The following is a 13303-nucleotide window of genomic DNA, read 5'->3' as shown; positions in this document are numbered from 1 at the left end:
GGGGCGCGGTGCCGGTCCCCCGGCCGGACTCAGTACCCGTTGGCGGAGAGCCACTCCTCGGCGGCCGCGGCCGGGCTGATCGGCTGGTCGCCGCCGACCTTGCGGTTCAGGTCGATGAGGTCCTCCGTGGTGAGCTTGCCGGACAGCTCGTTCAGGGCGTCCACCGCCTCCTGGGGCAACCGGTCCGCCGCGGCCAGCGGCAGGACCTGCTGGGCGATGAAGTTGTTCTCCGGGTCCTCCAGCACCACGAGGTCGTTGTCGGCGATCGCCGGAGTGGTGGTGAAGATGTCGGCGACGTCCACGTCGCCGTTGAGCAGGGCCTCGACGGTGAGCGGCCCGCCGCCGTCGTTGATCGGCTCGAAGGACTCCGGCACGCAGCCGTACTTCTCCTCCAGGCCGTCCAGGCCGTAGGCGCGCTCGGCGAACTCGGGCGGGCCCGCGATCACCAGCTCGCCGCACACCGCCGCCATGTCCGCGATGCTCGTGAGCCCGTACTGCTCCGCGGTCTCCGGGGTGACCACCATGGCGTCCTTGTTCTCCGCCTCGGAGGCCTCCAGCACGGTGAGCCCCTCCGGCAGGGCGTCCGGCAGGGCCTCCATGATCTCCTCGGCGGAGCTCGCGGTGGCCTCCGGGTCGGCGAAGAGCAGCAGGTTGCCGGAGTAGTCGGGGACCACGTCCACGGACCCGTCCTGCACCGCCCCCACGTAGGCCTCGCGGGCCCCGATGCCCAGGGACGTCTCCGTCTCGACCCCGGCGGACTCGAGCGCCCCGGCGTAGAGCTCGGCCACGATCTGGCTCTCGGGGAAGTCCGCGGAGCCCACGGTCACGGTCTCGGTGGCGCCGTCCTCGGACCCCCCGTCGCCGGCGAGGGGGTCGCCGCCGCCTCCGCAGGCGGTCAGGCCCAGCAGCAGGGCGGCGCCGACGGCGGGTGCGGTGGTGCGGCGGCGGAGGGCGGGAGCGGTGGTCATGGTGGTTCTCCTGTCGGTCGGTGGCACGGGACGTCGGTTGGTCAGGGGCGACGAACGGTCAGGGGGCGGCGAGGCGCAGGCCCGGCGAGGTGGACAGCCGCTGGGCCAGCGCCAGGACGGCGTCCACGGCGAGCGCGAGGACCGCCACGAGCACCACGGAGCCGAGCATGCGGTCGTAGTCGCGCACCGCGAGGCCGTCGATGAGGTAGCGGCCGAGGCCGCCGAGGTTGATGTAGGCGACCACGGTCACGGTCGCCACGACCTGCAGGGCGGCGTTGCGGATCCCGCCCAGGATCACGGGCAGCGCGTTGGGCACCTCCACGCGGGTCAGCACCTGGCTCCCGGTCATCCCCATCGCCGCCCCGGCGTCCTTGAGGGCCGGGGACACGTTCGCGACCCCGGCGTAGGTCCCCGACAGGATCGGGGGGATCGCCAGCAGGACGAGCGCGATGATCGGCGGCACCAGGCCGAGCCCCAGCAGCAGGGTGAAGAGGGTGAGCAGGCCCAGCGTGGGCAGGGCGCGCAGCGCACCGGCCAGGCCGACGACGACGCCGGAGCCGCGCCCCGTGTGCCCCACCCACAGGCCCAGCGGGACCGCCACGGCCAGGGCCACGGCCAGGGTCATGCCGCTGTACGTCAGGTGCTCGAGGATCCGGGCGGGGATGCCGCCGGACCCGGACCAGTTCCCGGGATCGGCCAGCCACGCCAGTGCGGCACTGAACAGGCTCATGCGACCGCCCCTCTCCGCACGCGCGGGACCGGGTCCCTGCCTGCCCGCTGCCAGCGCGTCAGCGCGTGGCCGGCCCCCCGCAGCACGAGGTCGATGAGCACGGCCAGGACCACGGTCAGCACGATGCCGACCGCGATCTCCTCGAGGATGGACCGGCGCAGCCCGTCGGTGAACAGGGTGCCGAGGGACTGCACCCCGATCACGGCCCCCACGCTGACCATGGAGATGTTGCTGACGGAGGCGACCCGCAGCCCGGCGACCAGGACGGGCACCGCGAGCGGCAGCTCGACGGCGAAGAAGCGCCGCAGCGGGCGGTAGCCCATCGCGGTGGACGCCTGCAGCACGTCCCGGTCCACGGACTCGAAGGCGTCCACGGAGGAGCGCACCAGGATGGCCACCACGTAGATGGTCAGCGCCACGACCACGTTCACCACCGAGGTGATCTGCGTGCCGAGGACCAGGGGCAGCACCACGAACAGGGTGAGGGACGGGATCGTGTAGAGCAGGGAGGAGCCCGTGACGAACACCGGGCGCAGCGTGCGGTTGCGGGCCGCGAGCCGGGCCACCGGGATCGCGATCAGCGCGCCGAACAGCAGCGGCAGCACCGACTGGACGAGGTGCGTGCCCGTGAGCTCCAGGACGTAGGGCCAGTTCCGGCTCGTCCAGTTCATCGGGGCGTCCGTCCGCCGAGCCGCGCGTCCTCGATGGCCGCGATGATCTCCCCCGGCTGCATGATCCCGACGGCCCGGCCGGCGTCGTCGACGACCACGGCCAGTCCCGACGGCGAGGACAGGGCCGCGTCCAGGGCGCTGCGCAGGGAGCTGCCCGGCCGGTGCAGGGTGCCGCCGACCACGGGGTCGTCCTCCGCGCCGGGCCGCACCCAGCCGCGGGGGGCGCCGTCGTCGTCGACCCGCAGCGTCCACCCGTCGGGGGCGGGCTCGTCCCCGGCCCCGGCCACGCCCGGGGTGCCGTCCGGGCGCACGGTCGCCACCGGGTGCACGGGGATGTCGTGCGCCGAGTCGAAGGTCAGGGAGCGGAAGCCGCGGTCCCGGCCCACGAAGTCCGCCACGAAGTCGTCGGCGGGCGCGCGCAGCAGCTCCTCCGGGGTGGCGTACTGCGCCAGCCGCCCGCCCGTGGCGAAGACGGCCACCCGGTTGCCGAGCAGGATCGCCTCGTCGATGTCGTGGGTGACGAACACGATGGTGCGGTGCAGGCGGTGCTGGAGGTCCAGCAGCTCGCGCTGCAGGTCCTGGCGCACCACGGGGTCCACGGCGGAGAACGGCTCGTCCATCAGCAGCACCGGCGGGTCCGCGGCGAGCGCGCGGGCCACCCCCACCCGCTGCTGCTGGCCGCCCGAGAGCTGGGAGGGGTAGCGGGTGCCCAGGGCCTCGTCGAGCCCCACGGTGGCCAGCAGCTCACGGGCCCGTTCCCGCGCCCGCTTCTTCGGCACGCCGTTGAGCCGCGGGACGGTGGCGATGTTGTCCACCACCGTCCGGTGCGGCAGCAGGCCCGACTGCTGCATGACGTAGCCCATGGAGCGGCGCAGCTCGTGGGCGGGCACGGACGTGACGTCGCGGCCCTCCACCGTGACGGTGCCGGAGGTGGGCTCCACCATGCGGTTGATCATCCGCAGGGACGTGGTCTTCCCGCAGCCGGAGGGCCCCACGAACACGGTGAGGGACCCGCGGGGGATCTCGAGGTCGAGGGCCTCGACGGCGGTGGTCCCGTCCGGGTACGTCTTGCCGGCGCCCTCGAAACGGATCGCGATGTCGGTCATGGAGGTCCTCCCGTTGCCGTCCGGCCAGTATAGGCAAGCACTTCGGCGGCCCCGCTAGACTCGCGTCCACCGGAGCGGCCTCCCTGCGGGGCCTCCGGCCGACGCGGAGGAGGCGGACGATGCACAGCCTGGAGCTGCTGCTCGGCGAGGACGCCGAGGCGGCCGTGCGCGCCGACTGGGACAGGCTGGCGGAGGCGGGGCTGCCCAGCTCCGGCCGGCACCGCTCCGAGTCCAACCGGCCCCACATCACCCTGGTGGCCGCGCCGTCACTGGCCCCGGAGACCGTGCCGGGGATCGACGAGCGGGTCGCCGCGGCCGCCGGGTTCGTGGACCTGCCGCTGGCCAGCGCCGGCGTGCTGCTGTTCGGTCCGGGGCGGGGCGGCTACGTGGTGGTCCGCCAGGTCGTGACCACCCCCGAGCTGCTCGAGCTGCACCGGCGGGTCTGCGACGCCGTGGGCTCGGTCCCGGGGCAGGCGCGCACCTCGATGCCCGGCGCCTGGACGCCGCACGTCACCCTGGCGCGCCGGATGCGCCCGGAGCAGGTGGCCGCGGCGCTGGACGTCCTGGCCCCGCACCCCGAGCCGTTGCGCGCCGTGGCCCTGCGCCGGTGGGACGCGGACGCCCGCACCGTGGTGCGGCTGGCCTGAGCGCCGGCCCGGACGGAGTGGTCCCTGTGGCGGCACTGCGCACCCGGGCGACCGGCCCGGAGGCGGCGGGCTCCGCCGTCGTGGTCCCGCGGGGGTGACCGGCCCTCCCCGCACCGTGCTCCGGCGTGCGCGGACCCGCGTAGGCTCGGGACATGACGAGCGCACAGGACATCGCCCACTGGATGGTCGACCGCATCCGCACGGAGGGACGGCTGTCCCAGGACCAGGCCGTCCAGGACATCCCCCGGACCTTCGGCCCGGAGTGGGTCCGGACCCTGGAGAACGGGCACACCGGGATCAGCAAGGAGGTCCTCACGGAGTTCCGCAAGGCCCACGGCGGCACGGTGCAGTGGGACCGCGACCGCCGCTTCTGGTCCGTCAAGAGCTGATCCGCCGGGCACCTCCCCGGGCACGGCCGGGCGGCGGAGCCCCTCCGTGCAGGACGGGGCGCCGCTCTGCACGGGATCCAGGTCAGCGGGAGCGGAGGACGTCGAAGACCGAGGAGTCGTCGTGCCGGCCGTGGCCCTCGCGGCGGCCGCGCACGTAGAGCTGCTCGGCCGCCGCGGCCAGCGGCACCGGCTGGGCGACCGCCCGGGCGGCGTCGGTGACCAGGCCCATGTCCTTCACGAAGATGTCCAGGGCGGAGCGGACCTCGGCCTCCTCGCCCTGCAGCATCCGCGGGCCACGGTCCTCGAACATGAAGGACGTGGCGGCACCGGTGGAGAGGACCTCGAGGCACTGCGCCGGGTCGAGGCCCATGGAGTCCGCGAGGGCCAGCGCCTCGCCCGCCACGGCGATGTGCACACCGCAGAGCAGCTGGTTGACCACCTTGAAGCGCTGCCCGTCGCCTACCCGGGGGCCGACCAGGGGAGCGTTGGCGGCCATCGCGTCGAGCAGCGGCCGGACCGCGGCGACGTCCTCGTCCGCGCCGCCCACCATGACGAGCAGGTCCCCGGTGGCGGCGCGGGCCGTCCCCCCGGACACCGGGGCGTCGACGATCCGCACGCGGCGGCCCTCGAGGCCCGCCGCGCAGGACTCCACGGCCTGGGGACCGACGGTCGCCATCACGAGCAGCACCGTGTCCGGGCCGAGGGCGTCGGCGATGCCGCGCTCGCCGAACAGCACGTCGTGCAGCTGGGCCCCGGTCGCGACCATGACGACGACGACGTCCGCGCCGGTCGCCGCCTCGCGGGGGTCGGCCAGCAGCTCCATGGCGTCTCCCACCTGCTCCTGGGCGCGGGGCGAGACGTCGAAGCCGCGCACGGGGAAGCCGGCGCCGGCCAGGGCGAGGGCCATGGGAGCGCCCATGGCGCCCAGTCCCAGGAAGCCGACGGACAGGGACGTGCTCATGACAGCTCCTCCTCGGGGTCGGCGGTGTCCGGGCCGGCCTCGTGCGGGGCCTGCCGGCCCCGCCGCGGATCCTGCGACCGGGCGCGCTCGGCCGCCCGGTCGAGGACGTCCACGACGTCGGCGAGGGCGCTCTCCCCGCCCACGTTGCCGGGGAAGACCACGTAGGGTCCGCCCTGCGTGGTGGCGGGGGCGTCGGTGGGCTGGAACAGCGAGATCTGGCCGGGGAAGAACTGGCCGGTCACCGTGGCCCGGCGGATGCCGAGGCCCCGGTGGGCCACCTCGTGGGAGGTGATCCCGCCCTTGGCCACGACCCACGCCGGGCGGGCCTGGGCCACGCCGTGGACGACCGCCACGAGCGCGTCCGAGACGGAGCGCGCGATGGCCAGCGACTCGTCGGGGTCGTCCGCGCGCACGAGCTCACGGCTCGTCCACACCACGGCGTCGCTGCTCTCCAGCCCTGCGACGATCCGCGCGACGGCGTCGGCCACGCAGCCGGGACGCGCGTCGTCGTCGAGCAGGGTCGGCACGTCCAGCTCGACCTCGAGGAGGTCCCGCCGCTCGCGCAGTTCGGCGAGCTGCCGGTTGGTGAGCCCCACGTGGGAGCCGACGGCCACGAGCCCGTGCGGGAGGCGCCCGGGGCCGACCACGATGTCCTCGGGACCGAGCTCGCGCGAGCCGGTCAGCCCGGCGAGGGGACGGACGAAGGACGGCCCGCACCGGGTGACGAAGGTCCGCCCCTCGGCCTCCAGCACGGCGAGAGCCTCGGCGACCGTGTCGAGGTCCGTGTAGTCCGTGGCGTTGACGACCACCCACGTCCGGTCCCGGGCCCGGCGCAGGATCTCCGCGACGGCCGGCGCACCCCCGGAGCGGATGGCGTCGAGGCCGATCGAGAGGATCCCCGAGCGCTCGAGCGTGCCGCCGGAGCGCTCCACGAGGAAGTCCTTGAGGTCGGAGGCGGAGTAGCCGAAGGTCGCGTCCGCGGCGAAGTCGGTCTCGCCCACGGGCATCGGGCGGCCCTGCAGGACCGCGTAGTGCACGTCGTCCTCGGTGTACCGCCCGGCCTCGAGCATGGCCGGGGCGAAGAGGAACCCGTCGACCGCCACGCCCCGCTGCTCGAGGACGTCCGCCAGGGCCGTGGGCTCGGCGATGACGTGCCCGCGCAGCGTGGAGTCGCTGCGGGAGACGAGGTGGGGCAGGGGCAGGTTCTCGGTCTCGAGGGTCTCCAGCACGGCCGGGACGAGACCGGTGCTGATCCTCACGGCCTCGGCCTCGGACCGGGCCCGGCTGTTGGTGAGCACGAAACAGGTGCGCCCGGGGTGCCGGACGACGTCCAGCACGGGCTCGGGATCGAGCTCGAGGACGACGTCGACGTCGTGGACGCACTGGGACCCGGTGGGGTCGTCGTCGAGCACGAGCAGGGTCCGTGGGACGGTCATCCGCGGGGCTCCTCCGGTCGGGGGATCACAGGACGGGCCGGGAACGGCGGGGCCCTCGAGCGAGGACGGCGGCACCGGGTCCGGACCGCACGTCCTCGTCGGCTCCCCGCGCACGATCCCGACACATAAGACATCTGACACCCTATGTGAGCTGGTACACACCGTCAATCAACCCCGCCACGGCCGGGTCCGCGGCGTGACGGTGGACACCCGATTTCGGATCCGGCTATCCTGGGAGCAGAAGACGCCCATGAACTGTGGTGGGAGAGTCCCCCGGTGCACGACGACCGGCGGGCGCCGTAGGAGCAATTCCTCCCCAGGAAACTCTCAGGCCCCAGTACCACCACGGTTCGGCAACTCTGGAAAGCAGCCCGGCGCGCGTCGCCGGTCTCACCGACGGTGCAAGCGGCCCCCCGGCCGCGGAATCTCTCAGGTCCCAGACAGAGCGGGGAGGAACTCGAACCGATCCACGCCGACCTGGCGTGCAGCACCCGGGAGTTCCTCATGACGATCCAGCTCACCACCACGTCCCCCACCACGGTCTTCGCCGACCGGCACATCGGTGCCGGCCAGGACGCCGTACGGACCATGCTCGCCCGTGTGGGCCGTACCAGCCTCGACGACCTGTCGGACGCCGCCGTGCCCGCCGACATCCGGCAGAGCGCCCCCCTGGACCTGCCGGGGGCGCTCAGCGAGCAGGAGGTGCTCGAGCAGCTGCGCGCCTTCGCGGACCGCAACACCACGGCCGTGCAGATGATCGGGCAGGGCTACTACGACACCCACACGCCCCCGGTCATCCTGCGCAACGTGCTGGAGTCCCCGGGCTGGTACACCGCCTACACCCCCTACCAGCCCGAGATCTCCCAGGGGCGCCTGGAGGCGCTGCTGAACTTCCAGACCATGGTCGCCGACCTCACCGGGCTGCCCGTGGCCAACGCCTCGCTGCTGGACGAGGCCACGGCGGTGGTCGAGGCGGTGCTGCTGATGCGCCGGGCCAACAAGGCCCGCGGCAACGGGGCGATCGTCGTCGACGCCGACACGCTGCCGCAGACCCTGGCCGTGGTGCTGGCCCGCGCCGAGGCGCTGGGCTTCGCCGTGGAAGTCGCCGACCTGACGGCCGGCCTGCCCGAGGGCGAGATCACCGGCGTGGTCCTGCAGCAGCCCGGGGTCTCCGGACGGGTCGTCGACCACGCCGCGGTCATCGCCGAGGCCAAGGAGCGCGGGGCGATGGTCACGGTCGCGGCCGACCTGCTGGCCCTGACCCTCATCACCCCGCCCGGCGAGCAGGGCGCGGACATCGCGGTGGGCTCCTCCCAGCGCTTCGGCGTCCCCCTGTTCTTCGGCGGTCCGCACGCGGCCTACATGGCGGTGCGCCCCGGCCTGGAGCGGAACCTGCCCGGCCGCCTGGTGGGCGTCTCCAAGGACGCCACCGGACGGGCGGCCTACCGCCTGGCGCTGCAGACGCGCGAGCAGCACATCCGCCGCGAGAAGGCCACCTCCAACATCTGCACCGCCCAGGCCCTGCTGGCCGTCGTGGCCGGCATGTACGCCGTGTACCACGGCCCCGAAGGGCTGAAGGCCATCGCCCTGCGCGTGCACGACCGCGCCCGGACCCTGGCCACCGTGCTGCAGGACACCGGTCACGAGCTCGTCGCGGAGCAGTTCTTCGACACCCTCACCGTGCGGGTCCCCGGGCGGGCGGAGCAGGTGGTGCGCGCGGCCGAGAACCGCGGCGTGAACCTGCGGCACGTCGACGCCGACCACGTCGGGATCTCCTGCGACGAGGCGACCACGGAGCAGCACCTCCTGCTCGTCGCCGAGGCCTTCGGCGTGGCGGACGCGGCCGCGGCCGTCGCCGCCGGGCCGCGCGGCCTCGAGCTGGACGAGGGGCTGCGGCGCACCACGGAGTTCCTCACCCACCCCGTGTTCTCCACCCACCGCTCCGAGACGCAGATGCTGCGCTACCTGACCCGCCTGGAGAACCGGGACCTGGCCCTGGACCGGACGATGATCCCGCTGGGCTCCTGCACCATGAAGCTCAACGCGACCGCCGAGATGGCCGCCATGAGCTGGCCCGAGTTCGCCTCGATCCACCCGCTGGCCCCGGCCCACCAGACCACCGGCTGGCGCGAGCTGATCGCCGACCTGGAGCACCGCCTGGAGGCGATCACCGGCTACGCGGCCGTGTCCCTCCAGCCCAACGCCGGCTCCCAGGGCGAGCTGGCCGGCCTGCTGGCCATCCGCGGCTACCACCGGTCCCGCGGCGATGAGCAGCGCACCGTCTGCCTCATCCCGGCCTCCGCCCACGGCACCAACGCCGCCTCCGCGGTCCTGGCCGGCATGAAGGTCGTCGTGGTGAAGACGGCCGGCGACGGCACCATCGACCACGCCGACCTCGCCGCCAAGATCGAGGCCCACCGCGAGCAGCTGGCCGCCATCATGATCACCTACCCCTCCACCCACGGGGTCTACGACGCCGACGTGCGCCAGGTCTGCGACGCCGTCCACGCCGCCGGCGGCCAGGTGTACATCGACGGGGCCAACCTCAACGCCCTGGTCGGTCTGGCCCAGCCGGGCAGGTTCGGCGGGGACGTGTCCCACCTGAACCTGCACAAGACCTTCTGCATCCCGCACGGCGGCGGCGGACCCGGCGTCGGGCCCGTCGCGGTGGCCGCGCACCTGGCGCCCTTCCTGCCCGGCGACGCCACCCGCACCGGGACCGACGGCGCGGCCGGCGCACCGATCTCGGCCACGATGTTCGGATCGGCCGGGGTGCTGCCGATCTCCTGGGCCTACATCGCGATGATGGGCGGCGACGGCCTCACCCGGGCCACGCAGACGGCCCTGCTGACGGCGAACTACGTCGCCACCGCGCTGAACGAGCACTACCCGGTGCTCTACACCGGCAACAACGGGCTGGTCGCCCACGAGTGCATCCTGGACCTGCGGGCGCTCACGGCCCGCACCAAGGTGACCGCCGAGGACGTGGCCAAGCGACTGATCGACTTCGGCTTCCACGCCCCGACCCTGTCCTTCCCGGTGGCCGGGACCCTGATGGTGGAGCCGACCGAGTCCGAGGACCTGGCCGAGATCGACCGGTTCATCACCGCGATGACCACCATCCGCGAGGAGATCGAGCAGGTCGCCCGCGGCGACCTCAGCGCCGAGGACAGCCCGCTGCGCCACGCCCCGCACACCGCCGAGGTCGTGGCCGCGAGCGACTGGGACCGCCGCTACTCCCGCGAGCAGGGCGCGTTCCCCGTCCCGGAGCTGCGCCAGGACAAGTACTTCCCGCCGGTGGGCCGCATCGACGGCGCCGCCGGGGACCGCAACCTGATCTGCTCCTGCCCGGCTCCCGAGGCCTTCGAGAACTGATCCGGCACCGCACCGTCACGAAAGGCACCGACATGAGCGTGAGCACCACCTCCCGACACACCGCCCTGCACGACGAGCACGCCGTGCTGGGGGCGTCCTTCACCGACTTCGGCGGCTGGGACATGCCCCTGAAGTACGGCTCCGAGCTGGCCGAGCACCGCGCCGTGCGCGGCGCCGCCGGCCTGTTCGACCTCTCCCACATGGGCGAGGTCCGGGTGACCGGCCCGGACGCGGCGACCTTCCTGAACACGGCCCTGGTGGGCAACCTCGCCGCCATCGCCGTGGGCCGGGCCAAGTACTCCCTGATCTGCACCCCCGAGGGCGGGATCATCGACGACCTGATCAGCTACCGGCTGGCCGAGGACGAGTACCTGGTGGTGCCCAACGCCGGCAACGCCCCGTCCGTGCTCGCCGCCCTCCAGGAGCGGGCCGCCGGCTTCGACGTCACCGTGGCCGACGAGTCCGCCGACACCTCGCTGGTCGCCGTCCAGGGCCCGGCCGCGCAGGCGGTCCTGCAGGAGCTGGTCCCCGCCGAGCAGCAGCAGCTGGTCGCCGAGCTGAAGTACTACTACGCCGCGCCGGCCACCGTCGCCGGGATCGACGTGCTGCTCGCCCGCACCGGCTACACCGGGGAGGACGGCTTCGAGCTGTACCTGCCCAACGCCCAGGCCGTGCCGCTGTGGAAGGCGCTCCTGGAGACCGGGCAGGGCCACGGGCTCATCCCCTGCGGGCTCGCCTGCCGCGACTCCCTGCGCCTGGAGGCCGGGATGCCGCTCTACGGCCAGGAGCTCACCCGGGACATCACCCCCTACGAGGCCGGGTTCGGCCGGGTCGTCTCCTTCAAGAAGGAGGAGGACTTCGTGGGCCGCACGGTCCTGGAGGCCCGCAAGGCCGCCGGGGTGGAGCGCAAGCTGGTCGGCCTGCGCGGCGAGGGCCGGCGCGCGGCCCGCGGCCACTACCCGATCAGCGTGGACGGCGAGGTCGTCGGCGAGGTCACCTCGGGGGCGCTGAGCCCGACCCTCGGCTACCCCATCGCCATGGCCTACGTCGACAACGAGCACGCCGAGCCCGGCACCGAGGTGCAGGTCGACCTGCGCGGCAAGCCGGTGCCGTTCGAGGTCGTGTCCCTGCCGTTCTACCAGCGCGAACGGTGACCCGCGCGTGACCCGGTCCGTCCCGCGCCGGCCGCTCGTTCCGCCACCCGTCGTCGTCCCCTCCTGCTGAAAGGTTCCCGATCATGAGCAACATCCCGTCCCACCTGCGCTACTCCGCCGAGCACGAGTGGGTGGACGAGTCCTCCCCCGTGAAGGTCGGTCTGTCCGCGGTCGCCGTAGACGCCCTCGGCGACGTCGTCTACCTCGACCTGCCCGAGGCCGGCGCCACGGTCACCGCCGGCGAGGTCTGCGGCGAGGTGGAGTCCACCAAGTCCGTCTCCGAGCTCTTCGCCCCGGTCTCCGGAACGGTGGCGGAGGTCAACGCGGCCGTCGTCGACGAGCCCGGCCTCGTGAACTCCGACCCGTACGGGGACGGCTGGCTGTTCACCGTCGAGGTCACCGCCGAGGGCGAGCTGCTCACCGCCGAGCAGTACGCGCAGGCCCAGGAGGAGCAGGCATGAGCACGCACCCGGGAACGCGGCAGGACGCAGAGACCCTGAACGCCGACCTCGCCGAGCTCGACCCGGAGGTCGCCGCGCAGATCGACCAGGAGCTCGGCCGGCAGCGCGACGGCCTGGAGATGATCGCCTCCGAGAACCACACCGCCGTGGCCGTGATGCAGGCCCAGGGCTCGGTGCTGACCAACAAGTACGCCGAGGGCTACCCGGGGCGCCGCTACTACGGCGGCTGCGAGCACGTGGACGTGATCGAGCAGCTGGCCGTCGACCGGGCCAAGGAGCTCTTCGGCGCCGGCTTCGCGAACGTCCAGCCGCACTCCGGGGCGCAGGCGAACGCCGCGGTCATGCACGCGCTGATCAAGCCCGGGGACACCATCCTGGGGCTGAACCTCGCCCACGGCGGGCACCTGACCCACGGCATGAAGCTGAACTTCTCCGGCAAGCTCTACCAGGTCGTGCCCTACGGCGTGGAGGAGGCCGGCTGCACCGTGGACATGGGCGAGGTCGCCCGGCTCGCCCGGGAGCACCGCCCGCAGCTGATCATCGCCGGCTGGTCCGCCTACCCCCGGCAGCTGGACTTCGCCGCCTTCCGCGCGATCGCCGACGAGGTGGGGGCGTGGTTCATGGTGGACATGGCCCACTTCGCCGGGCTGGTCGCCGCCGGGCTGCACCCCAACCCGGTGCCGCACGCCCACGTGGTCACCTCCACCACGCACAAGACCCTGGGCGGCCCGCGCGGCGGCATCATCCTCTCCAGCGAGGCCGAGATCGCCAAGAAGATCAACTCCGCGGTCTTCCCGGGCCAGCAGGGCGGTCCGCTCGAGCACGTGATCGCCGGCAAGGCCGTGGCGTTCGGGATCGCCGCCGGGGAGGACTTCCGCCGGCGGCAGGAGCGCACCCTCGAGGGCGCCTCGATCCTCGCCCGCCGGCTGCTCTCCCCGGACGTGCAGTCCCGGGGGATCACGGTCGTCAGCGGCGGCACCGACGTGCACCTGGTCCTCGTGGACCTCCGGGCCTCGGCGCTGGACGGCCGGCAGGGCGAGGACCTGCTCGCCCAGGTCGACATCACCGTCAACCGCAACGCCGTGCCCTTCGACCCGCGCCCGCCGATGGTCACCTCGGGGCTGCGCATCGGCACCCCGGCCCTGGCCACCCGCGGCTTCGACGCGGAGGCCTTCGCCGAGGTCGCCGACATCATCGCCGAGACCCTCATCGCCGGCGCGGACGCCGCGGCCGACGGCACGGGAACCGAGGGCGGCGCCGACCCGGCCGTGCTGTCCGGCCTCAGGGCACGCGTCCAGAAGCTGGCCGCGGACCACCCGCTCTACCCGGGCCTGGCCCCGCTGAGCGAGAGCTGAGCACGAGCCGCACGGGCACCGCCGAGGTCCGTGGTGCGGACCGGGACCCC

12 protein-coding genes and 1 riboswitch are annotated in these 13303 nt (G+C 73.7%); of the genes, 6 read left to right on the top strand and 6 right to left on the bottom strand.

Annotated elements, in window-relative coordinates; genetic code table 11:
• Positions 1-29: 29 nt before the first annotated feature.
• The 4 genes from ACH9D2_RS01830 to ACH9D2_RS01815 are packed head-to-tail and all read right to left on the bottom strand — an operon-like array spanning position 30 to position 3475.
• On the bottom strand, positions 30-968 hold the full coding sequence (locus ACH9D2_RS01830; protein WP_396361052.1) for an ABC transporter substrate-binding protein: 939 nt from the start codon (positions 966-968) through the stop codon (positions 30-32).
• A gap of 58 nt (positions 969-1026) precedes the next feature.
• Positions 1027-1698: an ABC transporter permease gene (locus ACH9D2_RS01825; protein WP_396361051.1), complete on the bottom strand. Its 672-nt coding sequence runs from the start codon at positions 1696-1698 to the stop codon at positions 1027-1029.
• On the bottom strand, positions 1695-2369 hold the full coding sequence (locus ACH9D2_RS01820; protein WP_396361050.1) for an ABC transporter permease: 675 nt from the start codon (positions 2367-2369) through the stop codon (positions 1695-1697). Before ACH9D2_RS01820 ends, ACH9D2_RS01825 begins: the two co-directional genes overlap by 4 nt.
• Positions 2366-3475, bottom strand: a complete 1110-nt coding sequence (locus tag ACH9D2_RS01815; RefSeq protein WP_396361049.1) for an ABC transporter ATP-binding protein — start codon at positions 3473-3475, stop codon at positions 2366-2368. The genes ACH9D2_RS01820 and ACH9D2_RS01815 overlap by 4 nt, the downstream gene beginning before the upstream one ends.
• 119 nt (positions 3476-3594) lie before the next feature.
• Here ACH9D2_RS01815 and ACH9D2_RS01810 point away from each other — a divergent pair, with 119 nt between their 5' ends.
• Both ACH9D2_RS01810 and ACH9D2_RS01805 read left to right on the top strand, forming a co-directional pair.
• The gene (locus ACH9D2_RS01810) at positions 3595-4122 is read left to right on the top strand and encodes a 2'-5' RNA ligase family protein (protein WP_396361048.1); all 528 of its coding nucleotides are present in this window, start codon (positions 3595-3597) and stop codon (positions 4120-4122) included.
• A 152-nt stretch (positions 4123-4274) separates the two neighbouring features.
• Positions 4275-4511, top strand: a complete 237-nt coding sequence (locus ACH9D2_RS01805) for a DUF6953 family protein (protein WP_396361047.1) — start codon at positions 4275-4277, stop codon at positions 4509-4511.
• Positions 4512-4593: 82 nt separating this feature from the next.
• On the opposite strand, the gene ACH9D2_RS01800 is transcribed toward ACH9D2_RS01805, so the two are convergent.
• Both ACH9D2_RS01800 and ACH9D2_RS01795 read right to left on the bottom strand, forming a co-directional pair.
• Positions 4594-5472: an NAD(P)-binding domain-containing protein gene (locus tag ACH9D2_RS01800; protein WP_396361046.1), complete on the bottom strand. Its 879-nt coding sequence runs from the start codon at positions 5470-5472 to the stop codon at positions 4594-4596.
• Entirely contained in the window at positions 5469-6908 is a 1440-nt protein-coding gene (locus tag ACH9D2_RS01795; protein WP_396361045.1) for a four-carbon acid sugar kinase family protein, read from the bottom strand. Before ACH9D2_RS01795 ends, ACH9D2_RS01800 begins: the two co-directional genes overlap by 4 nt.
• Positions 6909-7159: 251 nt before the next feature.
• A riboswitch (glycine riboswitch) is annotated at positions 7160-7261 on the top strand.
• A 151-nt stretch (positions 7262-7412) separates the two neighbouring features.
• Between ACH9D2_RS01795 and gcvP the strand changes: the two genes are divergently transcribed.
• The 4 genes from gcvP to glyA all read left to right on the top strand — a co-directional run bounded on the left by gcvP (position 7413) and on the right by glyA (position 13253).
• Positions 7413-10283 (top strand): aminomethyl-transferring glycine dehydrogenase, encoded by a 2871-nt coding sequence (gene gcvP / locus ACH9D2_RS01790; protein WP_396361044.1) that lies wholly within the window; start codon positions 7413-7415, stop codon positions 10281-10283.
• A 32-nt stretch (positions 10284-10315) separates the two neighbouring features.
• Positions 10316-11437 carry a glycine cleavage system aminomethyltransferase GcvT gene (gene gcvT / locus ACH9D2_RS01785; RefSeq protein WP_396361043.1) on the top strand — a complete coding sequence of 374 codons (1122 nt, stop codon included), beginning with the start codon at positions 10316-10318 and terminating at the stop codon, positions 11435-11437.
• An 83-nt stretch (positions 11438-11520) separates the two neighbouring features.
• Entirely contained in the window at positions 11521-11898 is a 378-nt protein-coding gene (gene gcvH, locus ACH9D2_RS01780; protein ID WP_396361042.1) for a glycine cleavage system protein GcvH, read from the top strand.
• Positions 11895-13253: a serine hydroxymethyltransferase gene (glyA, locus tag ACH9D2_RS01775; protein ID WP_396361041.1), complete on the top strand. Its 1359-nt coding sequence runs from the start codon at positions 11895-11897 to the stop codon at positions 13251-13253. The genes gcvH and glyA overlap by 4 nt, the downstream gene beginning before the upstream one ends.
• Positions 13254-13303 lie beyond the last annotated feature (50 nt).

The sequence above is a fragment of the Kocuria rhizosphaericola genome, assembly GCF_044462205.1.
Lineage (GTDB): Bacteria > Actinomycetota > Actinomycetes > Actinomycetales > Micrococcaceae > Kocuria > Kocuria rhizosphaericola.
This window is presented reverse-complemented; position numbering and strand designations above follow the sequence as displayed.